The organism is Streptomyces sp. NBC_00988 (assembly GCF_045162645.1).
Classification (GTDB): Bacteria; Actinomycetota; Actinomycetes; order Streptomycetales; family Streptomycetaceae; genus Streptomyces.
The window spans coordinates 4,640,209-4,664,192 of sequence record NZ_CP108730.1 but is presented as its reverse complement, the minus strand read 5'-3'; the positions used below and the strand labels follow the sequence as shown (position 1 = coordinate 4,664,192).

Sequence of the window (23,984 nt, the reverse complement as noted above, 5' to 3'; positions counted from 1 at the left end):
TGGTCGGAGGTCGGATGCTCGAATCCAGTCGTCATTGTGACCGTCTTCGAGCACACGCGTAGCACTGTTCTCACTCATGGCGGCCCACTTCGGTAACTCGGCGCTTATGGCCGCGGTCAGTCTGTCACTCTGTCCGCATCGATCGAGGCGTATTCGTCCGAACTGCTCGGGGAGCTGCGCATGGGGGCCATACCGACGCAACGGGAGACCACTTCGCGTGCTCCCGGTGCGCCCGCGCACCACGGCGCGGACCGGCGTACGACGGTGCGCGCCACGCTCTCCGGCAGCCCCCTCGCGCCCGGTTCCGCCCGCGGCCTGGTGCGCGCCGCACTCCGTGAGTGGGCCGAACTCGGCCTGCCCGGCACCGAGAAGCTCACCGACCGGCTGGCCGACGACGCGATGGTCGTCGTCAGCGAACTCGTCACCAACGCCGTCGTCCACGCGGGCACGGACGTCGAGTTGCTGTGCCGGCTTGAGGACACCGACTCGATCGTCGTCGAGGTCGCCGACCACCACCCCTCCCGCGCCCCGCGCGACAACAGCGCCGAACCGGCGTACGAGACACCGGAGTTCGGCCGCGGCCTGCGCCTCGTCTCCAGGCTCGCCGAGGCCTGGGGCGTCACCTACCGCACCGGCGTCAAGACGGTATGGGCCCGCCTGCCCGCCGAAGGCACCCCGGCCGCCGAGGAGTTGGAGACCTACGCCGGTGAACGCGGCCTCCGCGTCGCCGAGATCCTCGCCCCCGAACCTCCCCCGTCCTCGAACACGCCCAGGCGGGGCGACCCCCATCGCGCCCAGCACGACCGGGACTGGCTCGGCCGCGGCGCCCTCTCCTTCCTCGCCGAGGCCTCCGACCTTCTCGCCGGACAGCTCGACGAGGACCTCGTCGCCGCGCTCGCCGGACAGCTGATCGTGCCGAGGCTGGCCGACTGGTGTGCCGTATGGCTGGAGGACGAGGCGATGGGACGCGGCGGCGGCTGGGGCGAGGGCACCAGCGCCGGGCCGCGCCTCGCCCGCGTCTGGCACGGCAGCGAGAACCGCATCGAGGAGCTGCGCGGCGCTCTGGAGAAGGACCCGCCCCGCCCGCCGGACACCCTGCGGCCCGTGTCCTACCCCTGGCCCGCCGACGCGCTGGGCCCGCACGGCACGCACGGAGCGGCACTGGCGTACCGCCTGATCGCGGGCGGCCGTCCGCTCGGCACGCTCGTCATCGGACGGTCCGGGCTGCCCCGCTTCCCCGACGAGGTCACCGGCCTGGTCGAGGACCTCAGCCGCCGCGTCGCGCTCGCGATCGGCGCGGCCCGCCAGTACGCCCGCCAGGCCACCATCAGCCGCGTCCTCCAGCGCGGCCTGCTGCCCGGCGCCGTCGCCGAGATCCCCGGCCTGCACAGCGCCCTCGTCTACGAACCCTGCGACAAGGGCGGCCCCAGCGGCGACTTCTACGACCTCTTCCCCGCCGGCGACGGCCGCTGGTGCTTCGCCCTCGGCGACGTCCAGGGCAAGGGCCCCGAGGCCGCCGTGGTCATCGGACTGGCCCGCCCCTGGCTACGGCTCCTCGCCCGCGAGGGCTACCGCGTCGCCGACGTCCTCGACCGCCTCAACCAGCTCCTCCTCGACGACGCCACCGAGGCCGCCGACGCGGCCGCCCACGCGATGGTGGCGGCGGGCGGCATGCCGGGCCCGGTCGGCGACGGCCCCCGCTTCCTCTCCCTCCTCTACGGCGAGCTGGTCCCCTTCGACGGCGGCGTCCGCTGCACCCTCGCCTCCGCCGGACACCCGCTGCCGCTGCTCCTCGGCCCGGACGGCAGCGTCGGTACGGCAGCCCGCCCGCAGACCCTCCTCGGGGTCATCGAGGACGCGACGTACACCAGCGAGACCTTCGAACTGCGGCCCGGCGACAGCCTGTTGTGCGTCACGGACGGGGTGACCGAGCGGCGCTCCGGGTCGGTCCAGTTCGACGACGGCGACGGCCTCGCGACCGCGCTCGCCGGGTGCGCGGGTCTGAGCGCCGAGCTGATCGCGGAGCGGATCAAACGCCTGGTGCACGAGTTCGGCGGTCGTCCCCCGGAGGACGACATGGCACTGCTGGTGCTCCAGGCCGAGTGATCCTCGCCGGTGCTGGACAATGGAGGGCATGCCTTCCGCACTCCCCGACGGTGATCCCGTCCCCGACGACGGCGCACTGCCCGCACAGGCGCTCGCCGGGGCCGCCGACCGCCCCCTCGGGTTCTATCTGCACGTCCCGTACTGCGCGACCCGCTGCGGCTACTGCGACTTCAACACCTACACGGCGACCGAGCTGCGCGGCACGGGCGGAGTGCTGGCCTCCCGCGACAACTACGCGGACACCCTCATCGACGAGGTCCGCCTGGCCCGCAAGGTCCTCGGCGACGACCCGCGCCCGGTCCGCACGGTCTTCGTCGGCGGCGGCACGCCCACGCTGCTCGCGGCGGGCGACCTCGTACGGATGCTCGGCGCGATCCGGGACGAGTTCGGCCTGGCACCGGACGCCGAGATCACGACGGAGGCGAACCCGGAGTCGGTGGACCCCGCCTATCTCGCGGCCCTCCGCGACGGCGGCTTCAACCGCGTCTCCTTCGGCATGCAGAGCGCGAAACAGCACGTACTGAAGGTGCTGGACCGCACCCACACCCCCGGCCGCCCCGAGGCCTGCGTCGCCGAGGCCCGCGCGGCCGGCTTCGACCACGTCAACCTCGACCTGATCTACGGCACCCCCGGCGAGAGCGACGACGACTGGCGCGCGTCCCTCGACTCCGCCCTCGGCGCGGGCCCCGACCACATCAGCGCGTACGCCCTGATCGTCGAGGAGGGCACCCAGCTCGCCCGCCGCATCCGCCGCGGCGAGGTCCCCATGACGGACGACGACGTCCACGCCGACCGCTATCTGATCGCCGACGAGGTGATGTCGGCGGCGGGCTTCGACTGGTACGAGGTGTCCAACTGGGCAACGTCGAATTCCGGCCGTTGTCTCCACAACGAGCTGTACTGGCGCGGCGCCGACTGGTGGGGCGCGGGCCCCGGAGCGCACTCGCACGTGGGCGGCGTCCGCTGGTGGAACGTGAAGCACCCGGGCGCGTACGCGGGGGCGCTGGCGGCGGGCCGCTCCCCGGGCGCGGGCCGGGAGATCCTCTCCGCGGAGGACCGCCGGGTGGAGCGGATCCTGCTGGAGCTACGGCTCCGGGAGGGGGTGCCGCTGGACCTGCTCCACGAGGACGGCCTCAAGGCCTCCCGCCGCGCCCTCGCGGACGGACTCCTGCAACAGCGGCCCTACGACGAGGGACGGGCCGTACTCACCCTGCGGGGGCGGCTGCTGGCCGACGCCGTTGTCAGGGACCTGGTCGACTGACCGTCGTACCGGACAAGTTCGCGGCCATGATCTCCGACAGCCGGCCGGATCCGGACGCGACCTTCATACGCCACGGACTGCGGCGGTTCCTGTGGGTCCTGGCGGTCGTCGTGATCATTGTCGTCGTGTGTGTGGGCGGGCTGGTCAACGTCCTCGTGACGGGGAAGGCCGGCGGCTGGTTGCTTGTGCCCCTCGGACTCTTCGTGCCCTTGCTGCTGCGCAAACCGTGGCGGCTGCGCCACGAGGTCACCGCCCTCGACGGGAACGGATTCTGGCTGCTGTCGGGCAAGCAGGCCGCGCTGATCCCCTGGGACTCACTGGCCGGGGTGGGCATCTACTGGGCGCGCGCCAACAAGACCATCTACTACAGCCTGGAGTTGTGCCCGCTGGGGGAGACGCACGGCGACGACCCGCTGCTCGGGCCGCTGGTGCGGGAGGCGGAGCCGCTGCGCTCCGGGCTGCCGAGGCACCGCTACCGCTTCGACATCAGCGACTCCTTCCCCGTGCACGAGAAGGCGCTGCGGCGCTGGGCCCCGGCCGAGCTGTGGTTCGGACGAGAGGAGCGGACCCGGGCCGAGATGCTGGCGGGGATGGCGCCCTGATCGCCGGACTCCGCCCCGGCGTCAGGACTTGCCGTCACGACTCGGCGTCAGCACTCAGTGTCAGGGCTCGGCGTCACGACTCGCCGGGTGCCGTGACGAAGTCGATCAACTCCTCGACCCTGCCCAGCAGTTCCGGCTCCAGATCCCGGTACGACCCGACCTTGGCCAGAATCGCCTGCCACACCGCACCGGTGTTTTCCGGCCAACCCAGGGACCGGCACACGCCCGTCTTCCAGTCCTGACCGCGTGGGACGCGGGGCCAGGCGGCGATGCCGACGGAGGACGGTTTCACGGCCTCCCAGATGTCGATGTACGGGTGGCCCACGACCAGCGCGTGTTCGCTGGTGACCGACTGGGCGATGCGCCACTCCTTGGTGCCGGGGAGCAGGTGGTCGACCAGGATGCCCAACCGCGCGTCCGGGCCGGGATCGAATTCCGCGACGATCGACGGGAGGTCGTCGACGCCCTCCAGGTACTCGACCACCACGCCCTCGATGCGCAGGTCGTCGCCCCACACCCGCTCGACGAGCTCGGCGTCGTGCCGGCCCTCCACGTAGATCCGCCCGGCGCGGGCCACACGCGCGCGTGCACCCGGGACGGCCACCGAACCGGAAGCCGTACGAGTGGGCCGGAGGGGACTTGATACGGGCCTGACCAGGGTGACGACCCTGCCCTCCAGGAGGAAGCCCCTCGGTTCCAGCGGGAACACCCGGTGTTTGCCGAAGCGGTCCTCCAGGGTGACCGTGCCGGCCTCGCAGCGGATCACCGCGCCGCAGAAACCGGTGCCCGGCTCCTCGACCACCAGGCCCGCCTCCGCGGGGACCTCGGGGGCCGGCTTGGGCTTCTTCCACGGCGGGGTCAGGTCGGCGGAGTACTGGCGCATTCGGATGACGATAGGAGAACCGGGGCGACCGTCGTCACGACACGCCGAAACGCGTTGCCAACGCGTCCCGTTGGGCTCGCACGAACCCCGCGTCCACCACCGCTCCGTGACCAGGCACGTACAGCGCGTCCTCCCCGCCCAGGGAGAGGAGCCGGTCGAGCGCCGCAGGCCAGAGACCCGGAACCGCGTCCGGGCCGGCCTGGGGTTCGCCGGACTCCTCGACCAGGTCGCCGCAGAACACGACCGGCGGGTCGCCCGGCACCACGACCGCGAGATCGTGGTCGGTGTGTCCCCGGCCGTGCACCAGCAGGACCTCCGGGCCGCCGTCCAGTTCCAGCCGCATCTGACCCTGACCCCACACGTACACGCATTCGCGAGGGTGCACGAAGACGTCCGCCGCGTTCTCCGCCGCCCGCGGGTCCAGCCCGTTGCGCACCGCGTCGGCCAGCAGCTCCTCGCCCCCGCGCTCGAACACCTCGCTCGCGCCCCCGCCCACGAAAACCGTCGCCCCCGCGAACACCGCCGCCCCGAAGACATGGTCGAAATGGAGGTGGGTGAGCGCGAGAAGCGGCACACGGCGCCCGGCGAGTGCCTGCGCCTGCCTGCGCAACCGTGCGCCCTCCGCCAGGCTCGACCCCGCGTCGATCAGCAGTGCCGAGTCCCCGCCGATCACCAGCCCGACCGTGCAGTCCCAGCCAGGCAGCCGGCACCGGCCCACCCCGGCGGCCAGCCGCTCCCACCCCGCCTCTTCCCAAGTCACCGTCATACGGCGACGCTAACGGTGAGGGCACCAGGGATTGACATCGCAGGACCGGCCTTGCCCGGGGTGTACCTCACGGCCGTACACTGGGCCGGGGAACGCTGGCACTCGCGCGCACAGAGTGCCAGGAAAGGGCAGCCCGGCAACAAAACGGCGACCAGAACTGGAGGTGTGCGCGATGCTCAGCGAACGCAGGCTTCAGGTGCTGCGCGCCATCGTCCAGGACTATGTCGGCACCGAGGAGCCGGTCGGGTCCAAGGCGCTCACCGAGCGGCACAGCCTCGGCGTCTCCCCGGCGACCGTGCGCAACGACATGGCGGCCCTGGAGGACGAGGGCTACATCGCCCAGCCGCACACCAGCGCCGGGCGGATTCCGACGGACAAGGGCTACCGGCTCTTCGTCGACAAGCTCGCCGGCGTCAAGCCGATGACCGGCCCCGAGCGCAAGGCGATCCAGAACTTCCTGGACGGTGCCGTGGACCTCGACGACGTCGTCGGCCGTACGGTACGGCTGCTCGCGCAGCTCACCCGGCAGGTCGCCGTCGTGCAGTACCCCTCGTTGACCCGCTCGACCGTCCGCCACGTGGAGCTGCTGTCGCTGGCCCCCGCGCGCGTGATGCTCGTGCTGATCACCGACACCGGGCGGGTCGAGCAGCGCATGGTCGACTGCCCGGCGCCCTTCGGGGAGAGCTCGCTCGCGGATCTGCGCGCGCGGCTCAACAGCCGGATCGCGGCCCGCCGCTTCGCGGACGTACCGCTGCTCGTGCAGGACCTGCCGGAGGCCTTCGAGGCCGAGGACCGCGGCACGGTCGCGACGGTGCTCTCCACCCTCCTGGAGACCCTCGTCGAGGAGACCGAGGAGCGATTGATGATCGGCGGCACCGCCAATCTCACCCGCTTCGGACATGACTTTCCCCTCACCATCCGCCCCATCCTGGAAGCCCTTGAGGAGCAGGTCGTCCTCCTCAAGTTGCTTGGTGAGGCGGGGGATTCGGGCATGACCGTACGGATCGGTCATGAGAACGCCTACGAGGGACTCAACTCCACGTCGGTGGTGTCGGTCGGCTACGGTTCGGGCGGCGAGGCAGTCGCCAAGCTAGGCGTGGTCGGACCGACCCGCATGGATTACCCGGGAACGATGGGAGCGGTACGCGCAGTGGCACGGTACGTCGGACAGATCCTGGCGGAGTCCTAAGTGGCCACGGACTACTACGCCGTTCTCGGCGTGCGTCGCGACGCGTCGCAGGATGAGATCAAGAAGGCCTTCCGTAGGCTCGCGCGCGAGCTGCACCCGGACGTGAATCCGGATCCGAAGACCCAGGAGCGCTTCAAGGAGATCAACGCCGCTTACGAGGTGCTCTCGGACCCGCAGAAGAAGCAGGTCTACGACCTCGGCGGCGACCCCCTCTCACAGGCGGGCGGCGCGGGCGCGGGCTTCGGAGCCGGTGGCTTCGGGAACTTCTCGGACATCATGGACGCGTTCTTCGGTACGGCGTCGCAGCGCGGACCGCGCTCGCGCACCCGCCGGGGCCAGGACGCGATGATCCGGCTGGAGATCGAGCTCGACGAGGCGGCCTTCGGCACCACGAAGGACATCCAGGTCGACACGGCCGTCGTCTGCAACACCTGCAACGGCGAGGGCGCGGCCCCCGGCACCTCCGCGCAGACCTGTGACATGTGTCGCGGTCGCGGTGAGGTCTCGCAGGTGACCCGGTCCTTCCTGGGCCAGGTCATGACGTCCCGCCCCTGCCCCCAGTGCCAGGGCTTCGGCACGGTCGTGCCGACGCCGTGCCCGGAGTGCGCCGGCGACGGCCGCGTCCGCTCGCGGCGCACGCTCACGGTCAAGATCCCGGCGGGTGTGGACAACGGCACGCGGATCCAGCTCGCGGGCGAGGGCGAGGTCGGCCCCGGCGGCGGCCCCGCCGGTGACCTGTACGTCGAGATCCACGAGCTGCCGCACGCGATGTTCCAGCGCCGCGGCGACGACCTGCACTGCACGGTCACGCTCCCGATGACGGCGGCGTCCCTCGGTACGAAGGTGCCGTTGGAGACGCTGGACGGCATGGAGGAGGTCGACATCCGACCGGGCACCCAGTCCGGCCAGTCGATCCCGCTGCACACCCGCGGCATCACACATCTGCGCGGCGGCGGCCGGGGCGACCTCATCGTCCACGTCGAGGTCACCACCCCGACCAAGCTGGACGTGGAGCAGGAACGTCTGCTCCGCGAACTGGCGAAGCTGCGCGGCGAGGAGCGGCCCATGGGGACGTTCCAGCCGGGTCAGCAGGGGCTGTTCTCGCGCCTCAAGGACGCTTTCAACGGTCGCTGAGAGGGTCCGGGGGCGGAAGCCCCCGGACCCTCTCTTCATTCCGAACAGCCTCGTCCGCCATGGCCGGACCGGCTGAAAGTAGTGGCATGTGCCAGGGCCAAGGCCGGATTCGGACTTGTTCGGAGGACGTGACAACATGCCGTCATGTCCTCCGCACTGACCGATCTCTTCCCTCATCCGATCGTGCAGGCCCCGATGGCGGGCGGTGTCTCCGTCCCGCGCCTCGCGGCCGCCGTGGCCGAGGCCGGCGGGCTGGGGTTCCTCGCCGCCGGGTACAAAACGGCCGACGGCATGTACCAGGAGATCAAGCAGCTGCGGAGCCTGACGGGCCGCCCCTTCGGCGTGAACCTCTTCATGCCGCAGCCGGAGTACGCGGACAAGGCCGCGGTCGACGTCTACGCCCACCAACTGGCCGGCGAGGCCCAGTGGTACGACACGGAGCTCGGCGACCCGGACAGCGGCCGTGAGGACGGTTACGACGCCAAGCTGTCCGTCCTGCTCGACAACCCGGTGCCGGTGGCCTCCTTCCACTTCGGGGTCCCGACCCCCGAGGTGCTGGACGCGCTGCGCCGGGCCGGCACCTTCACCCTCGTCACCGCCACCACCGTCGAGGAGGCCCTCGCCGTGGAGCGGGCCGGTGCCGACGCGGTGATCGCCCAGGGCGTCGAGGCCGGCGGCCACCAGGGCACTCACCGCGACCTCCCGGAGAACGACGGCGCGAGCCTCGGCCTGCTCTCCCTCGTCGCCCAGATCCGCGAGACCGTGAACCTCCCGATCGTCGCCGCCGGCGGTCTGATGCGCGGCAGCCAGATCGCCGCGGCCCTCGCCGCTGGCGCGAGCGCGGCCCAGCTCGGCACGGCGTTCCTCACCACCTCGGAGTCCGGCGCCCACGCGCTGCACAAGCAGGCGCTCACCAACCCCCTGTTCACGCGTACCGAGTTGACCCGCGCCTTCTCCGGCCGCCCGGCCCGCGGCCTGGTCAACCGCTTCATGCGCGAACACGGTCCCTACGCCCCCGCCGCGTACCCGGAGATCCACCACCTGACCTCCCCGCTCCGCAAGCAGGCCGCCGCGGCCGGTGACGCCCAGGGCATGGCCCTGTGGGCGGGACAGGGCCACCGCATGGCCCGCGAGCTGCCCGCCGGCCAGCTGGTCGAGGTCCTGGTCGCCGAACTGGCCTCCGCCCGGACAGCGTTGTCGTCCGGGGGCGACCTCCGATGACCGCGCCGGTGTTCATCCTCGACCCCCTGAAGATCCCGGATTTCAGCGGCGGTGAGATCGTCCTCGACGGCCCCGAGGGGCGGCACGCGGTCTCCGTACGGCGGATGCGGGCCGGTGAGGACGTCGTCCTCACCGACGGACGCGGCCGGTGGATGGAGGGTGTCGTCAAGGCGGCCGAGGGCAAGGACCGTCTGGTCGTCATGGATCTGGGGTCCGTCAGCGAGGAGCCCGCGCCGCAGCCCCGCATCACCGTCGTCCAGGCCCTCCCCAAGGGCGACCGCGGCGAGCTGGCCGTGGAGACGATGACCGAGACCGGTGTCGACGCGATCGTCCCCTGGGCGGCCTCCCGTTGCATCACGCAGTGGAAGGGCGAGCGGGGTCTCAAGGCCCTCGCGAAGTGGCGCTCCACCGCACGCGAGGCCGGCAAGCAGTCCCGCCGGCTGCGCTTCCCGGAGGTCGCGGACGCGGCAACGAGCAAACAGGTTGCGGCACTTCTGGCCAAAGCCGACTTCGCCGCCGTCCTCCACGAGGACCGCGAGTACGGCGGCGAGCCCCTGGCCACCGCCGAACTCCCCGCCGAGGGCGAGATCGTGCTGGTCGTGGGCCCCGAAGGAGGCGTCTCCCCCGAGGAGTTGAGACTCTTCGAGGACGCGGGTGCGAAGGCCTGCCGGCTCGGGCGTAGCGTGCTGCGTACATCGACGGCCGGGACCGCGGCGACCGCCCTGCTCCTGGGCCGTACCGGACGCTGGTCCTGAACCAGGGGGGATCGCCGTGGAACTCGCCCAAGTGCGGCTGCTCGTCACCGACTTCGCCGCCTGCTACCGCTTCTACGCCGAAGTCCTCGGCCTGAAGCCCCAGTCGGGGGCGGCCGAGGGACCGTACGAGAAGTTCAGCCCCGCGATCGGGTCCGCCGGGATCGCGCTGCAGGACCGGGCGATGATGGCCCAAGTCCTCGGCGAGCTGGGGGACTTGGCGACCGGGCACCGGTCGCTGGTGGTGCTGCGGGTCGACGACCTGGACGGGTACTGCGGGCAGATCACCGCCCGGGGCGCGGAGCTGCTGCACGGGCCCGCGCCGATGACGGACCGGATGCGGGTCGCCCATCTCAAGGACCCCGAGGGCAATGTGGTGGAGCTTCAGGAGTGGCTGCTGCTGCGCGGCTGAGGCCGTCCGCCGGGGAATTGCGCCCCCGGCGCGCGGGTGGCCGTATGCGCTCTTCCGTGTGCGCTCCGACGGTGACAGGCTGCCGCCCATGAGGGCGTTGAGACGGAACCTGCTTCGGCCGCGCGGGCGGCGGGTGGCCGCTGTGGCGGGGCTCGCGGTGGTGACCGTGGGCGGGGCCGTCGCGTGCCAGCCCGGCGATCTCAGCTCGGCGACCGTCGCGTACACCACCGACAAGACGGCGACCGCGGAGCTCAAGCGGGACCATGTCAGCGTGCGCTGGCTGACCTGCACGGGCAACTACGGCAGCAACAACAAGGCCTACACGCCCGGGAAGACGCCCTCGCCGACCGAGACCACGGTCGTCAGCGTCGACTGCCAGGGGCAGACGAGCGACAACCGGGACATCACCGTCACCGGCAAGGTCACCCGGGCCGTCGACGGCGCGTGTGTGCGCGGCGACCTGGTCGGCAAGGTCGCAGGCAAGCAGGTCTTCCACGTGACGGGGCTCGGCGACTGCAACGCGGCGACGCCGTCGTCCGTGAACAACCCGAATCCGACGCTGACCTACGGCCCGGGACCGACCGTCACGGTCACCAAGACGATCTGGTGCAAGGGTGACCCGACCTGCTGGCCTGTCGAGGGCAAGTGATCCAAAGGGCTGTCGGCGGATGGCACCGGTGCATAACCTGATCAGGTGACTCAGCCCTCAGCGTCCGCAGCCCAGGCCTATCTCCGCTTCCCGCACCTGCACGGCGAGTTGGTCGCCTTCACCGCCGAGGACGACGTGTGGCTGGCGTCCCTCGACAGCGGCGGCCGGGCCTGGCGGGTCAGCGCGGAGAACGTGCCGGTGACCCACCCCCGCATCTCGCCCGACGGCACCACCGTCGCCTGGACCTCCACCCGCGACGGTGCCCCCGAGGTGCACATCGCGCCGGTCGACGGCGGACCCGCCAGGCGCCTGACGTACTGGGGCAGTTCCCGCACCCAGGTGCGCGGCTGGACGGAGGACGGCCAGGTCCTCGCGCTCAGCACCCACGGCCAGGCCAACCTCCGCCGCAACTGGGCCCGTTCGGTCCCGCTCGACGGCGGACCGGCGACGATCCTCCCGTACGGCTGGGTCGGCGACGTCGCCCACGGCGAGTCGGCGACGGTCCTCCTGTCCGCCCCCATGGGCCGCGAGGCGGCCTGGTGGAAGCGCTACCGGGGCGGCACGGCGGGCAAGTTGTGGATCGACCGCGACGGCGACGGCGAATTCACGCGCCTGCACGAGGAGTTGGACGGCAACATCGAGTACCCGGTGTGGGCGGGGGAGCGGATCGCGTTCCTCTCCGACCACGAGGGCACCGGCGCTCTGTACTCCTCCCTCGCCGACGGCTCCGACCTCCGCCGCCACACCCCGCTCGACGGCTTCTACGCCCGGCACGCGTCCGGTGACGGCACCCGGATCGTCTACTCCTCCGCCGGTGAACTCTGGCTCCTCGACGACCTGGACGGCGCCGAGCCGCGCCGCCTCGACATCCGGCTCGGCGGCCAGCGCATCGACCAGCAGCCGTTCCCGGTGCCCGCGGCCCGCTGGTTCGGGTCCGCGTCCCCCGACCACACCGCACGCGGCAGCGCGGTCGCCGTGCGCGGCGCTGTCCACTGGGTCACCCACCGCTCCGGCCCGGCCCGCGCGCTCGCCGCCACCCCCGGCGTCCGCGCCCGGCTGCCCCGCACCTTCCGCGCCGACGGCGAGGAGTGGGTGGTGTGGGTGACGGACGCCGAGGGCGACGACGCCCTGGAGTTCGCCCCCGCCACCGGCCTTGCCCCCGGCGCCACCCCGCGCAGACTCGCCGCCGGACAGCTCGGCCGCGTCCTCGCCCTCACCGTGGCCCCCGACGGCAGCCGGGTCGCCGTAGCGTCGCACGACGGCCGCGTCCTCCTCGTCGAGCGCGAGACCGGCGAGGTCCGCGAGGTCGACCGCAGCGAGGACGGCGACGCGTCGGGCCTGGCCTTCTCCCCGGACTCGGCCTGGCTCGCCTGGTCGCACCCGGGCCCGCGCCCGCTCCGCCAGCTCAAGCTCGCCAACACCACCGACCTGTCGGTCACCGAGGCGACCCCGCTCCGCTTCCAGGACTACGCCCCCGCCTTCACCCTCGACGGCAAGCACCTGGTGTTCCTCTCCACCCGCTCCTTCGACCCGGTCTACGACGAGCACGTCTTCGACCTCGCCTTCGTGGTCGGCGACCGCCCGCACCTGATCACCCTCGCCGCGACGACCCCGTCCCCGTTCGGACCGCAGCGGCACGGCCGCCCCTTCGAGACCCCGGACAAGGACGAGACCCCCGACAGCGAGGGCCGCCCGACCACCCGCGTCGACCTCGAAGGCCTGGCCGACCGCATCGTCGCGTTCCCGGTGGAGGCAGGCCGCTACACGAACCTGCGAGCGGCCAAGGACGGAGTGCTCTGGCTGCGCCACCCGGTCCAGGGAGTCCTCGGCGCCACCCGCGCGACCCCCGAAGACCCGGACCCCAAAACGGAGTTGGAGCGCTACGACCTCGCCCAGCAGCGCATCGAGCACCTCGCCGGGGACGCCGACCACTTCGAGGTGAGCGGCGACGGCAAACGCGTCCTGCTCTGGACCGACCACAAGCTCCGTGTCGTACCGAGCGACCGCCGAGCCTCCTCCGAGGACGACGACAACGACACGAACATCAACGTCGACCTGTCCCGCATCCGCCAGACCGTCGACCCGGCCGCCGAGTGGCGCCAGATGTTCGACGAGACCGGCCGCATCATGCGCGACAACTTCTGGCGCGAGGACATGAGCGGCGTCGACTGGACCGGCGTCCTCGACCGCTACCGCCCGATTCTCGACCGCGTGGCCACCCACGACGACCTGGTCGACCTCCTCTGGGAGGTGCACGGCGAACTCGGCACCTCGCACGCCTACGTCACCCCGCGCGGCGGCTACGGCCACGGCGAACGCCAGGGCCTGCTCGGCGCCGACATCTCCCGTCACGAGGACGGCAGTTGGCGCATCGACCGCATCCTCCCCTCGGAGACCTCCGACCCGAACGCCCGCGCCCCGCTGGCCGCCCCCGGCGTAGCGGTCCGCGCGGGAGACGCGATCCTCGCGGTGGCCGGCCGGCCCGTGGACCCGGTGACGGGACCGGCCCCTCTCCTCGTCGGCACGGCGGGCAAACCGATCGAGCTGACGATCTCCCCGGCAGGCGGCGGCGACCCCCGCCACGCGGTCGTCATCCCCCTGGCGGACGAGGAACCCCTCTACTACCACGCCTGGGTCGCCGACCGCCGCGCCTACGTCCACGAGAAGTCCGGCGGCCGCCTCGGCTATCTCCACGTCCCCGACATGCAGGCCCCCGGCTGGGCCCAGATCCACCGCGACCTGCGCGTGGAGGTGGCCCGCGAGGGCCTGGTGGTCGACGTCCGCGAGAACCGCGGCGGCCACACCTCGCAGCTGGTCGTCGAGAAGCTGGCCCGCCGCATCGTCGGCTGGGACCTCCCGCGCGGCATGCGTCCCTACAGCTACCCCGAGGACGCACCCCGCGGCCCCGTGGTCGCCGTGGCCAACGAGTTCTCCGGCTCCGACGGCGACATCGTCAACGCGGCGATCAAGGCGCTGGGGATCGGTCCGGTGGTCGGCACGCGCACATGGGGCGGCGTGATCGGCATCGACAGCAGGTACCGGTTGGTGGACGGGACGTTGATCACCCAGCCCAAGTACGCGTTCTGGCTTGAGGGTTACGGGTGGGGGGTGGAGAACCACGGCGTCGATCCGGACGTGGAGGTGGTGCAGAGGCCTCAGGACTACGCGGCGGGGAGGGACGCACAGTTGGACGAGGCGATCCGGATCGCATTGGAGTCACTGGAGACCAGTCCGGCAAAGACCCCGCCCACTCTGCCCTCCTGAAGGGGCGCGGGGCTGTGTCGATCCGCGGCTCCGCCGTGTGGGCGCGACCAGCCACGACGGCGCCGCGCCCAACGACGATACGATGCCCCGCGTAAAGCACCGCCCAGCCTCGGAGGGAAGCCACATGGCAGGGGACCCGCAGGACGACTGCCTGTTCTGCAAGATCGTCGCAGGCCACATCCCGGCGACGATCATCCGAGAGACGGCCACCACCGTCGCGTTCCGGGACATCAACCCCCAGGCCCCGACCCACGTCCTGGTGATCCCAAGGGTCCACTACCCCGACGCCGCCTCCCTCGCCGCCGCCGAACCGGCGATCGCCGCCGACGTACTGCGCGAGGCCGGCGAGGTGGCGACCGACGAGAAGCTGGACAGCTACCGCGTCATCTTCAACACCGGCAGCGGCGTGGGCCAGACCGTGTTCCACGCCCACGCCCACGTCATGGGCGGCCGCGGCATGCAGTGGCCGCCCGGGTAACTCGCCATGTCCGTACGCGAATTGGTGATCCTGGGCACGGCAAGCCAGGTCCCCACCCGACACCGCAACCACAACGGCTACCTGCTGCGCTGGGACGGCGAGGGCATCCTCTTCGACCCGGGCGAGGGCACCCAGCGCCAGATGCTGCGCGCCGGGGTGGCCGCGCACGACCTGAACCGGATCTGCGTCACCCACTTCCACGGCGACCACTCCCTCGGCCTCGCGGGCGTCATCCAGCGCATCAACCTGGACCGCGTCCCGCACCCGGTCACCGCCCACTACCCGAAGTCCGGCCAGCGCTTCTTCGACCGCCTGCGCTACGCCACGGCGTACCGCGAGACGGTGGGCATCACGGAGTCCCCGGTGTCCGAGGACGGCGTACTCGCCACCACTCCCGCGTACACCCTGGAGACCCACAAGCTCTCCCACCCCGTCGAGTCCTACGGCTACCGCCTCACCGAACCCGACGGCCGCCGCATGCTCCCCGACCGCCTCGCCGCGCACGGCATCAAGGGCCCGGACGTGGGCCGCATCCAGCGCGAGGGCGCGATCGGCGATGTCACGCTCGACGACGTCAGCGAGGTACGGCACGGGCAGCGGTTCGCGTTCGTCATGGACACCCGCCTCTGTGACGGAGTGCGCGCCCTCGCGGACGGCTGCGACCTGCTGGCGATCGAGTCGACGTTCCTGGACGAGGACGAGCAACTGGCCGTGGACCACGGGCACTTGACCGCCGGACAGGCGGCGAGGGTGGCGCAGGAGGCAGGCGTACGGCACCTGGTCCTGACCCACTTCAGCCAGCGCTACTCGGAGCCGGAGGAGTTCGAGCGGCAGGCGCGGGCGGCGGGCTACGAGGGGGAGCTGACCGTGGCGCACGATCTAATGAGGGTGCCGGTTCCGAAACGGCGGTAAAACACCCGTACGATACTTCGATGCCCATTCCCAAAGCCGAACTGCACCTGCACATCGAAGGCACCCTGGAACCCGAGCTGGCCTTCACGCTCGCGGACCGCAACGGCGTCGAGCTGCCGTACACGGACACCGAGGAACTCCGGAAGGCGTACCTCTTCGAGGACCTCCAGACCTTCCTGAACCTCTACTACGAGCTGATGGCCGTCCTGCGCACCGAGCGGGACTTCGAGGACCTCGCCAACGCCTATCTCGCCCGCGCCGCCGCGCAGGGCGTACGGCACGCGGAGATCTTCTTCGACCCGCAGGCGCACATCGCGCGGGGCGTGGACATGGGCACGGTGGTGGAGGGCCTGTGGCGGGCGCTGGGCAGCAGCGAGACCAACCACGGCATCTCGACCCGCCTGATCCTCTGCTTCCTGCGCGACGAGTCCGCCGACTCGGCCCTGCAGACCCTGGACGCGGCCAAGCCGTACCTCGACCGCATCACCGGCATCGGCCTCGACTCGGCCGAGGTCGGCCACCCGCCGGTGAAGTTCCGCGAGGTCTACGAAGCCGCCGCCGCGCTGGGCCTACGACGCGTCGCGCACGCCGGTGAGGAGGGCCCGCCGGCCTACATCACCGAGGCGCTGGACGTCCTCGGCGTCGAGCGGATCGACCACGGGCTGCGGTGCATGGAGGACGAGGAGCTGGTGGCGCGGTTGGTGCGCGACCGCATCCCACTCACCCTCTGCCCCCTGTCGAACGTCCGGCTGCGCGCGGTGGACGTCCTCGCCGAGCACCCCCTCCCCGCCATGCTGGACGCGGGCCTGCTCTGCACGGTCAACTCCGACGATCCGGCCTACTTCGGCGGGTACGCGGGCGACAACTTCGACGCGGTACGTGAGGCACTGGGCCTGACCGAGGAGCGGCTGCGCGAGCTGGCCCAGAACTCCTTCGTCGCGTCCTTCCTGGAGGACGACGAGGAGCGGCGGGCGGGGTATCTCGCGGAGGTGGAGGCGTACGAGTTCTGAGCGCCGTTGGTCATAGCGCGGCCGGGGTTGGTGCGGGCGTTGCTGGGGGCTGTGCCCCCAGACCCCCCTTCGGCCCTGAAGGGGCCTCGTCCTCAAACGCCGGACGGGCTGGATTTTCGCGGCCTGCGTTGAAAGGTGCCGGACGGGCTGAGTAGTGCGGGCCTGTGTTGGGAGGCGCCGGACGGGCTGAGTAATGCAGGCCCGCGTTGAGAGGGGCCGGAGCTGGCTGAGTGTGCTGGCCTGCGTTGAGTGGTGCCGGACGGGCTGAATGACGCGGGCCCGCGTTGAGAGGGGCCGGAGTCGGCTGAGTGTGCTGGCCTGCATCGAGAAGGGCTGGAGTCGGCTGAGTGTGCTGGCCCGCGTCGAGAGGTGTCGGACGGGCTGCGAGGAACAGCACGCTGGGGAGTTGGCGCACGTTCAGTGCGACCCGGGTCATCGGGACGGCGATCACGGCCAGCCCCACCGCGAGGATCGCGCCCATCGCCGGGAACCCGGCCCGCGCCGACAGCACGCTGCCCACCAGGGGGCCCGCCGCCGTGCCGAGGGACGAGGCCGAGCCGACGAGGACGGCCCAACGGCCGCGCGGGTCAAGGGAGGCGGCGAGGCCGAGGACGTAGGACAGGACGATCGGGTAGAGGGTGTTCCAGGCGATCTCGCCGGTCGCGAACGTCCTCAGGTCGTGCGCGGACGCGCTGAGCACGATGCAGCCCGCGATGAGCGCCGTACCCGCCCCGATCGGCACCGCGCGTCCCAGCCGGGAGCCGAGCGCGCCCGCGCCGATCACGCCCACCAGACCGGTGCCGAGCGCGATCGCGAAGACCGCGCCGACGGTGACCTCGGAGAGGTGGGCCTGGTCGATGCCGATGCGGCCGCTGACGCCCCAGAGGGAGTTCTGGGCGAGGGACCAGCAGAGCAAGGTGCCGGCGAGGACCAGGCCGGCGCGGCGGTGGGGGAGTCCGGCGGTCTCCACGCGTGTGTGCGCCGTCGTCGCCGTACGGACGGGGAGGCGTCCGGTCAGTGGCCATACGGCGAGTGCGGTGAGCGCGATCGCGGCGAGCGGCTGGCCGTGGCCCGAGCCGAGATGCGGGACCGTCAGATAGACGGCGCCCGCGAGCGCCGACACGCACAACAGGCCGAGCGTGGAAGCGCGGTGGGGGTCCCGTTCGGCGGCGATCCCGGACGCGGCGACCGTGGTGGCCGTACCCGATCCGAAGCCGCCGACCACCGCGCCCGCGATGACCGCGGGGACGGCGTGGGTGAGGGCGGCCGAGCCGTAGCCGAGAACGGCCAGCGCGAGACCGATCCGCGCGAGCGTGCGCGGGCCGACCCGGTCGACGCGCGAGGCGAGCAGAAACCCCGCCGCGGCCGAACTCAGCAGCAGCGCACTGCCGACGGCACCGGCCTGCGTGGCGGAGAGCGGCAGCCCCGCGTCGAGTCTGCCGACGGTGGTGGGGAGGAGGTAGGGGGCTAGATACCCGGCCGTGAAAAGGGCGACGAGGGGCCAGGGCGTGGTGGTGCTGCGGGCGAACACGGGCGTTCCCAGGGCATGCGAAAGAAGCGGCTCAAAAAAGGGGGATTGGGCGACGACCGTCGACGGACAGGAACGCGCGGCCAATTTGTATCAAGCACGCGGTTCACGAAAGAAGGGCGGGGGGTGTGATCTGGGGCACGTTCAGTTTGGGGTCGGGGGGACCGGGTATACGACCGCCCAATTCGCGGTGCCGGGGGCGTCATTCGGTCTGCGTGGTGCGCGTCGGTGCAGGCCAGCGGGCCAGCGGGCCAGCGGGCTCAGTTCGGCCGGAAGGTCTCGGCGCAGGCAGGGACCCTCGGTTCGGCTGGCAGGTCTCGGTGCAGGTCGGCAGCCTCGGCTCGGCCGGTGCCTTTCGGCGTAGGCCAGCATTATTCAGCCCGTCCGGCGTTTGAGGACGAGGCCCCTTCAGGGCCGATGCGGGGTCTGGGGGCGCAGCCCCCAGAAGACGCCCACACCAACACAGGGCGCCAACTCAACCGGCGCTAACGCCAGTGCACAGCTCCACCCGCCGCAGCCGACGAACCCTCGATCTTCGCCCGGATCTCCCGCATCACGGCAACGATCTGCCCCTCGTGCTCCGGCGTCAGCCGAGCGACCGGCACCGAGCAACTGATCGCGTCCAGGGGCGGGTTGTCGTAGCGCAGGGCGAAGCCGAACCCGACGATCCCCAGGACGCCCTCCTCGCGGTCGATCGAGTAACCCCGGGCGCGGATCGAAGCGAGGTCGGCGGCCAACGCGTCCCGGGACGTGTGGGTGTTGGGGGTGGCGGCCTCGTACGGCCCGGGCGGCAGCTCGGCGTCCGGGCGTTCGGCGAGCAGCGCCTTGCCCAGGGCGCCGACGTGGGCCGGGAGCCGCCGCCCGACCCTGCTGATGGTCCGCAGGTACTCGTGCGACTCCCGCGTCGCCAGATACGCCACGTCCCGCCCGTCCAGCCGCCCCAGGTGGATCGTCTCGCCGAGCGCCTGGGACGCCTCGTCGAGATACGGCCGTACGACCCGCACGCGCGGGTCGGAGTCCAGATAGGTCGTGCCGGTGAGCAGGGCGTGGATGCCGATGCCGTAGAGGGAACCGGTGATGTCGGTGCGGACCCAGCCGTGGGCGATCAGGGTCTGGAGGAGGGCGTACATGGAGCTGCGCGGGACGCCCAGCTCGTCGGCGAGTTCCTGGAGGCGTGCGGGACGGTCGCCGCGCGCGGCGAGCAGTTCGAGCAGCTCGACCGTACGGGCGGCGGACTTCACCTCGCGGACGCCACCGGGCTCTGACATGCGCCGATGGTAGCGAGGGGCGGCCGAGGCGTGACGGCCCCATTGACGGTCGGGGTTCGCGTATCTAACCTTTGTCTTCATACGTGGATGACGTCTACATAGGGAGATGGCCCAAGTGAACGGCGAAACGGAGACCACGGAGACCGTGGTGCGCAGGCTCCGGGACGGGATGACGGACGGCGTGCTCTCCTTCCCGCTCACCTCCTTCCACGACGACGGCTCCCTCGACCCCGCCGGCTTCCGCACCCATGTCGCGGCCCGGATCGCCACCGCCCCCGGCGCCGTGTTCCCCGCCTGCGGCACCGGCGAGTTCTTCTCGCTCGACGAGGACGAGTACCGCACGGTCGTCACCGTCGCCGTCGAGGAGGCGGCCGGCCGCGTCCCCGTCGTCGCCGGTGTCGGCTACGGCTGGGCGCAGGCCGCCCGCTTCGCACGCATCGCGGAGGAGGCCGGCGTCGACGCGCTCCTCGTCCTCCCGCACTACCTCGTCGCCGCCCCGCAGGACGGCCTGGTGGCCCAGCTGGAGCAGCTCGCCGCCCGCACCCGGCTCCCGCTCATCGCCTACCAGCGCGGCCAAGTCGCCTTCACCGCAAGCTCGTTGAAGCGGATCGCGGCGATCCCCGGCGTCATCGGCCTCAAGGACGGTCACAGCGACCTCGACCGCCTGCAACGCCTCACGCTCGCCGCCCCCGAGGGCTTCCTGTTCTTCAACGGCGCCTCGACCGCCGAGATCCAGGCCCGCGCCTACGCCACCGTCGGCGTCCCCGCCTACTCCTCCGCCGTCCACGCCTTCGCCCCCGAGATCGCGAACGCCTTCTTCACCGCGTTGACGGACGGCGACGACAAGACCGTCGAGCGGCTGCTGCGCGACTTCTACGTCCCGCTCGTCGAACTCCGCGACCGCGTACCGGGATACGCCGTGTCGCTGGTCAAGGCGGCGGCCCGGCTGCGCGGCCAGCCGGTGGGACCCGTGCGCGCCCCGCTCACCGACCCCTCGGCCGCCGACCTGGCCGAGCTCACGATCCTGCTCACCACCGGACTCGACCTCGTAGGAGCCGCGCTGTGAACCTCACCATCGCCGACGTCCGCCTGACTCCGATCCTGGTGGCGGACCCGCCCCTCCTGAACACCCAGGGCGTCCACCAGCCCTACACCCCGCGCCTGATCGTCGAGATCGAGACGGCCGACGGGATCACCGGCCTCGGCGAGACCTACGGCGACACCAAGTACCTGGAACTGGCCCGCCCCTTCGCCGAGAAGCTGACCGGCCGTCAAGTCAGCGACCTGAACGGTCTGTTCACGGTCGCCGACGAGCTGGCCGTCGACAGTTCGCGGGTCTCCGGGCAGGTCGACGTCGGCGGGCTGCGCGGTGTCCAGACCGCCGACAAGCTGCGGCTGTCCGTCGTCTCCGCCTTCGAGGTCGCCTGCCTCGACGCGCTCGGCAAGACGCTCGGGCTGCCCGTGCACGCCCTGCTCGGCGGCAAGTTGAGGGACGCGGTCGAGTACAGCGCGTACCTGTTCTACAAGTGGGCCGACCACCCCGAGGGTGTCGCGGGCGAGAAGGACGACTGGGGCGCCGCGATCGACCCGGCCGGAGTCGTCGAGCAGGCACGGAAGTTCAAGGAGCGGTACGGCTTCACCTCCTTCAAGCTCAAGGGCGGTGTCTTCCCGCCCGACGAAGAGATCGCCGCCGTACGGGCGTTGGCGGCGGCCTTCCCCGACCACCCGCTCCGCCTCGACCCCAACGGGGCCTGGTCCGTGGAGACTTCGCTGAAGGTGGCGAAGGAACTCGGGGACGTCCTCGAATACCTGGAGGACCCGGCGCTGGGCACCCCCGCGATGGCCGAGGTGTCCGCCGGGACCGACGTGCCGCTCGCCACGAACATGTGCGTGACGACGTTCGCCGAGATCAAGGAAGCCTTCACGAAGGACGCCGTACAGGTGGTGCTCTCCGACCACCACTACTGGGGCGGGCTGCGCAACACCCAGCAACTGGCCGCCATCTGCCGCACGTTCGGCGTCGGCATCTCCATGCACTCCAACACCCACCTCGGGATCAGCCTCGCCGCGATGACCCACGTCGCGTCGACCGTCCCGAACCTGCACCACGCCTGCGACTCCCACTACCCCTGGCAGTCGGAGGACGTCCTCACCGAACGCCTCACCTTCACCGACGCCAAGGTCACCGTCTCCGACGCGCCCGGCCTGGGCGTCGAACTCGACCGCGCCAAGCTGGAGTTCCTGCACCAGCGGTGGCTCGACGACGACGGTGCGCTGCGCGAACGCGACGACGCGGCCGCGATGCGGATCACCGACCCGGAGTGGGTGACGCCCTCGATGCCGCGCTGGTAGGAACCGGGTGACCGGATCCGGACGCGTGCGGTGCGGTGTCCGTGGGCGGGGCGGCACCGGCTGCGGCACGCACCGTAGGGCCGGGACCTGCGGCTGGCTGACAGCAGTGCGACGGGCGGGTCCGGAGCGGGAGCCGCCCCCACGCGTGCGTGGTGGTGCACACTGGCCTGATCCGTATCACGTCAGGGAGCGCACCGTGACCGCGTCCAACGCGTCCACCGGAAAGGGACCGTCGTCCCGCAGCGAAGGGCCGTCCTGCGGGGTCGATCCGCTGGCCGGGCTGCGCGCGGCGGACGATCCGCCCTGGGACGTGTATCTCACCGGCACCGTCTTCCTCGACATCATCTTCACCGGGCTCGAATCCGCGCCGGTGCGCGGCACCGAGTCCTGGGCGCGCGGGATGGGGTCGAGCCCCGGTGGAGTCGCCAACATGGCGACCGCGCTGGCCCGCCTCGGGCTGCGGACCTCGCTCGCCGCGGCCTTTGGCGACGACCACTACGGCGAGTACTGCTGGGACGCGTTGCAGCAGGGCGAGGGCATCGACCTCTCCGCCTCCCGCACGGCGCCCGGCTGGCACTCACCGGTCACCGTGTCGATGGCGTACGAGGGCGAACGCACGATGGTGTCGCACGGCCACGAGCCGCCCCCGGAGGTCGTGTTCGGGCAAGGGGGCGCACCCGACTGCCCGCCACGCGCGCGTGCCGCCGTCGCCTCGCTCACCCCCGGCAAGCAGGCCCCCTGGGTCGCCCAGGCCGCGAGCGAGGGCACCCGGATCTTCGCCGACGTCGGCTGGGACGACACCGGCGCCTGGGACCTCGCCGGACTCACCGACCTCGCGCACTGCGAGGCGTTCCTGCCGAACGCCGAGGAAGCCATGCGCTACACCGGCGCCGACTGCCCCCGCGCCGCCGCTCACGCGCTCACCGAACACGTACCGCTCGCCGTCGTCACCCTCGGCGCGGACGGCGCCTACGCCGTCGACCGGCGTACCGGAGAGTCCGCCGAGGTCCCGGCGATCGCCGTCGAGGCCCTCGACCCCACCGGCGCGGGCGACGTCTTCGTGGCCGGTTTCGTCACCGGCACCCTGGCCGGCTGGCCGCTCGCCGACCGGCTCGCCTTCGCCGGACTCACCGCCGCCCTCTCCGTCCAGGAGTTCGGCGGCTCCCTCTCCGCACCGGGCTGGTCCGAGATCGGCGCCTGGTGGCGCAAGGTGCAGTCGGTCGACGGCCAGGACCCGACGGCCCTGAACCGGTACGCGTTCCTGGCGGGACTCGTACCGGAGGAGCAGGGCAGCGGCAGCCCGTGGCCGTTGCGGCGGGCGGTGCCGACGATCGGGTTCGGCCGGTCGACCTAGGAGCGGCGATGAGGGGCAACGAGGGGCATGAGCGGCCGGACACCCGCCGCCCGCCCCGGAGTCCCGGAGTCCCGGAGGCGAACCGTTCCCGCTCAGCAGGCCGCCGCACGCTCCAGGACACCGGTGACCTCTTCCCGTACCGCCTCGAAGACCGCCTCAGGCAAGGTGCCGAGCGGGGTGAGCGCCAGGGTGCCGAGGACCCGGGCGGCGTCCGTGTCGTAGGGAACGGTCTCGCTGAGCACGTCGTAGCCGTCACGGACCGCGACCCGCAGGACGCGCGCCTCCGTGTCCTCCGCCGCGCCCACCGCCACCGCGACCACGAACGGGACCTCGCCCCGCAGCACACCGGTCAGCTTGCGGTAGCCGCTGGCGACCGGCTCCGGCCAGCGCAGGCTGAGCAGCACCGGCCGCTTCGCGAGCAGCTCGGCGAGGTCGGTCTCGACGGGACCGTCCGGCTCCAGGACCACCGCGCGGGCGTCCAGCACCAGCGCGGCGGGGAGCAGGCAGCGCAGCGCGCTGCCGACGATGTTGCCGCCGACGGTCGCGGTCCGGCGCACGGCCCCGGTTCCGACGCCCGCCGCGGCCCGTCGCAGCACCTCGGGCACCCGCTCGTCCATCTCGTGCAGCAGTACGGCCGCGCCCAGCGTCCCGTCCCCCATCACCTTCGCCTCGGGCAGCTCCCGCAGGGACACCGCCTGCTCGGGGAACCCGTCCCGTTGCCAGGAGGCCCACACAAGCGTCGCCCCGCCGACGGGCACCGCCCCCTCGGCCAGGCACTCCTGTGCTTCGGACACGGACGTGGGCAGACGCACGAACACAGCGGCCGACCTGCTTTCCCTGTAC

21 protein-coding genes are annotated in these 23,984 nt (G+C 72.0%); 16 read left to right on the top strand and 5 right to left on the bottom strand.

Features of this window, described 5'->3' with window-relative positions:
• Positions 1–180: 180 nt before the first annotated feature.
• Genes OG496_RS21245 through OG496_RS21235 form a run of 3 tightly spaced genes read left to right on the top strand, consistent with a single transcriptional unit; the run spans position 181 to position 3,969 of the window.
• On the top strand, positions 181–2,106 hold the full coding sequence (locus tag OG496_RS21245; protein ID WP_405972005.1) for a SpoIIE family protein phosphatase: 1,926 nt from the start codon (positions 181–183) through the stop codon (positions 2,104–2,106).
• Between the two features lie 28 nt (positions 2,107–2,134).
• Entirely contained in the window at positions 2,135–3,367 is a 1,233-nt protein-coding gene (gene hemW / locus OG496_RS21240) for a radical SAM family heme chaperone HemW (protein WP_405972004.1), read from the top strand.
• Positions 3,368–3,393: 26 nt separating this feature from the next.
• Positions 3,394–3,969: a hypothetical protein gene (locus OG496_RS21235; protein WP_405972003.1), complete on the top strand. Its 576-nt coding sequence runs from the start codon at positions 3,394–3,396 to the stop codon at positions 3,967–3,969.
• A 73-nt stretch (positions 3,970–4,042) separates the two neighbouring features.
• Here OG496_RS21235 and OG496_RS21230 read toward each other — a convergent pair whose 3' ends face one another.
• Both OG496_RS21230 and OG496_RS21225 read right to left on the bottom strand, forming a co-directional pair.
• On the bottom strand, positions 4,043–4,852 hold the full coding sequence (locus tag OG496_RS21230; protein ID WP_405972002.1) for a DUF3097 domain-containing protein: 810 nt from the start codon (positions 4,850–4,852) through the stop codon (positions 4,043–4,045).
• 34 nt (positions 4,853–4,886) lie between these two features.
• The gene (locus OG496_RS21225) at positions 4,887–5,618 is read right to left on the bottom strand and encodes an MBL fold metallo-hydrolase (protein WP_405972001.1); all 732 of its coding nucleotides are present in this window, start codon (positions 5,616–5,618) and stop codon (positions 4,887–4,889) included.
• A gap of 172 nt (positions 5,619–5,790) precedes the next feature.
• Between OG496_RS21225 and hrcA the strand changes: the two genes are divergently transcribed.
• The 10 genes from hrcA to OG496_RS21175 all read left to right on the top strand — a co-directional run bounded on the left by hrcA (position 5,791) and on the right by OG496_RS21175 (position 16,639).
• Positions 5,791–6,807 (top strand): heat-inducible transcriptional repressor HrcA, encoded by a 1,017-nt coding sequence (hrcA, locus tag OG496_RS21220; protein WP_327404159.1) that lies wholly within the window; start codon positions 5,791–5,793, stop codon positions 6,805–6,807.
• Complete coding sequence (dnaJ, locus tag OG496_RS21215) at positions 6,808–7,941, top strand: molecular chaperone DnaJ (protein ID WP_328683406.1); 1,134 nt, start codon at positions 6,808–6,810, stop codon at positions 7,939–7,941.
• Positions 7,942–8,085: 144 nt separating this feature from the next.
• The gene (locus tag OG496_RS21210) at positions 8,086–9,162 is read left to right on the top strand and encodes a nitronate monooxygenase (RefSeq protein WP_405972000.1); all 1,077 of its coding nucleotides are present in this window, start codon (positions 8,086–8,088) and stop codon (positions 9,160–9,162) included.
• Entirely contained in the window at positions 9,159–9,917 is a 759-nt protein-coding gene (locus OG496_RS21205; protein ID WP_405971999.1) for a 16S rRNA (uracil(1498)-N(3))-methyltransferase, read from the top strand. The genes OG496_RS21210 and OG496_RS21205 overlap by 4 nt, the downstream gene beginning before the upstream one ends.
• Positions 9,918–9,933: 16 nt before the next feature.
• Entirely contained in the window at positions 9,934–10,326 is a 393-nt protein-coding gene (locus OG496_RS21200; RefSeq protein WP_366490906.1) for a VOC family protein, read from the top strand.
• Positions 10,327–10,414: 88 nt separating this feature from the next.
• Entirely contained in the window at positions 10,415–10,975 is a 561-nt protein-coding gene (locus OG496_RS21195) for a hypothetical protein (protein ID WP_366490907.1), read from the top strand.
• 45 nt (positions 10,976–11,020) lie between these two features.
• Positions 11,021–14,239, top strand: coding sequence for a S41 family peptidase (locus OG496_RS21190; RefSeq protein WP_405971998.1), 3,219 nt, complete (start codon positions 11,021–11,023; stop codon positions 14,237–14,239).
• Positions 14,240–14,363: 124 nt separating this feature from the next.
• Positions 14,364–14,717 (top strand): histidine triad nucleotide-binding protein, encoded by a 354-nt coding sequence (locus tag OG496_RS21185; RefSeq protein WP_405971997.1) that lies wholly within the window; start codon positions 14,364–14,366, stop codon positions 14,715–14,717.
• A 6-nt stretch (positions 14,718–14,723) separates the two neighbouring features.
• On the top strand, positions 14,724–15,629 hold the full coding sequence (locus OG496_RS21180) for a ribonuclease Z (RefSeq protein WP_405971996.1): 906 nt from the start codon (positions 14,724–14,726) through the stop codon (positions 15,627–15,629).
• A gap of 20 nt (positions 15,630–15,649) precedes the next feature.
• Positions 15,650–16,639, top strand: coding sequence for an adenosine deaminase (locus OG496_RS21175; RefSeq protein WP_405971995.1), 990 nt, complete (start codon positions 15,650–15,652; stop codon positions 16,637–16,639).
• A 10-nt stretch (positions 16,640–16,649) separates the two neighbouring features.
• On the opposite strand, the gene OG496_RS21170 is transcribed toward OG496_RS21175, so the two are convergent.
• Positions 16,650–18,170: an MFS transporter gene (locus tag OG496_RS21170; RefSeq protein ID WP_405971994.1), complete on the bottom strand. Its 1,521-nt coding sequence runs from the start codon at positions 18,168–18,170 to the stop codon at positions 16,650–16,652.
• A gap of 482 nt (positions 18,171–18,652) precedes the next feature.
• Positions 18,653–19,435 (bottom strand): IclR family transcriptional regulator, encoded by a 783-nt coding sequence (locus OG496_RS21165; protein WP_366490912.1) that lies wholly within the window; start codon positions 19,433–19,435, stop codon positions 18,653–18,655.
• Between the two features lie 106 nt (positions 19,436–19,541).
• Here OG496_RS21165 and OG496_RS21160 point away from each other — a divergent pair, with 106 nt between their 5' ends.
• The 3 genes from OG496_RS21160 (at position 19,542) to OG496_RS21150 (ending at position 23,141) form a co-directional block, all read left to right on the top strand.
• Entirely contained in the window at positions 19,542–20,501 is a 960-nt protein-coding gene (locus OG496_RS21160) for a 5-dehydro-4-deoxyglucarate dehydratase (RefSeq protein ID WP_405971993.1), read from the top strand.
• Positions 20,498–21,787: a glucarate dehydratase family protein gene (locus OG496_RS21155; RefSeq protein ID WP_405971992.1), complete on the top strand. Its 1,290-nt coding sequence runs from the start codon at positions 20,498–20,500 to the stop codon at positions 21,785–21,787. The genes OG496_RS21160 and OG496_RS21155 overlap by 4 nt, the downstream gene beginning before the upstream one ends.
• 196 nt (positions 21,788–21,983) lie before the next feature.
• Positions 21,984–23,141, top strand: coding sequence for a carbohydrate kinase family protein (locus OG496_RS21150; RefSeq protein ID WP_405971991.1), 1,158 nt, complete (start codon positions 21,984–21,986; stop codon positions 23,139–23,141).
• A gap of 92 nt (positions 23,142–23,233) precedes the next feature.
• Here the strand turns inward: OG496_RS21150 and OG496_RS21145 are convergent, their stop codons facing one another.
• The gene (locus OG496_RS21145; protein WP_405971990.1) at positions 23,234–23,959 is read right to left on the bottom strand and encodes an FAD binding domain-containing protein; all 726 of its coding nucleotides are present in this window, start codon (positions 23,957–23,959) and stop codon (positions 23,234–23,236) included.
• Between the last annotated feature and the right edge of the window lie 25 nt (positions 23,960–23,984).

Coding starts and splice junctions, on each gene's coding strand:
- OG496_RS21195 (WP_366490907.1), top strand. CDS start 10,415: ATGAGGGCGTTGAGACGGAACCTGCTTCGGCCGCGCGGGCGGCGGGTG.
- OG496_RS21235 (WP_405972003.1), top strand. CDS start 3,394: ATGATCTCCGACAGCCGGCCGGATCCGGACGCGACCTTCATACGCCAC.
- OG496_RS21160 (WP_405971993.1), top strand. CDS start 19,542: ATGGCCCAAGTGAACGGCGAAACGGAGACCACGGAGACCGTGGTGCGC.
- OG496_RS21245 (WP_405972005.1), top strand. CDS start 181: ATGGGGGCCATACCGACGCAACGGGAGACCACTTCGCGTGCTCCCGGT.
- OG496_RS21230 (WP_405972002.1), bottom strand. CDS start 4,852: ATGCGCCAGTACTCCGCCGACCTGACCCCGCCGTGGAAGAAGCCCAAG.
- OG496_RS21185 (WP_405971997.1), top strand. CDS start 14,364: ATGGCAGGGGACCCGCAGGACGACTGCCTGTTCTGCAAGATCGTCGCA.
- hrcA (WP_327404159.1), top strand. CDS start 5,791: ATGCTCAGCGAACGCAGGCTTCAGGTGCTGCGCGCCATCGTCCAGGAC.
- OG496_RS21175 (WP_405971995.1), top strand. CDS start 15,650: ATGCCCATTCCCAAAGCCGAACTGCACCTGCACATCGAAGGCACCCTG.
- hemW (WP_405972004.1), top strand. CDS start 2,135: ATGCCTTCCGCACTCCCCGACGGTGATCCCGTCCCCGACGACGGCGCA.
- OG496_RS21210 (WP_405972000.1), top strand. CDS start 8,086: ATGTCCTCCGCACTGACCGATCTCTTCCCTCATCCGATCGTGCAGGCC.
- OG496_RS21225 (WP_405972001.1), bottom strand. CDS start 5,618: ATGACGGTGACTTGGGAAGAGGCGGGGTGGGAGCGGCTGGCCGCCGGG.
- OG496_RS21205 (WP_405971999.1), top strand. CDS start 9,159: ATGACCGCGCCGGTGTTCATCCTCGACCCCCTGAAGATCCCGGATTTC.
- OG496_RS21180 (WP_405971996.1), top strand. CDS start 14,724: ATGTCCGTACGCGAATTGGTGATCCTGGGCACGGCAAGCCAGGTCCCC.
- OG496_RS21165 (WP_366490912.1), bottom strand. CDS start 19,435: ATGTCAGAGCCCGGTGGCGTCCGCGAGGTGAAGTCCGCCGCCCGTACG.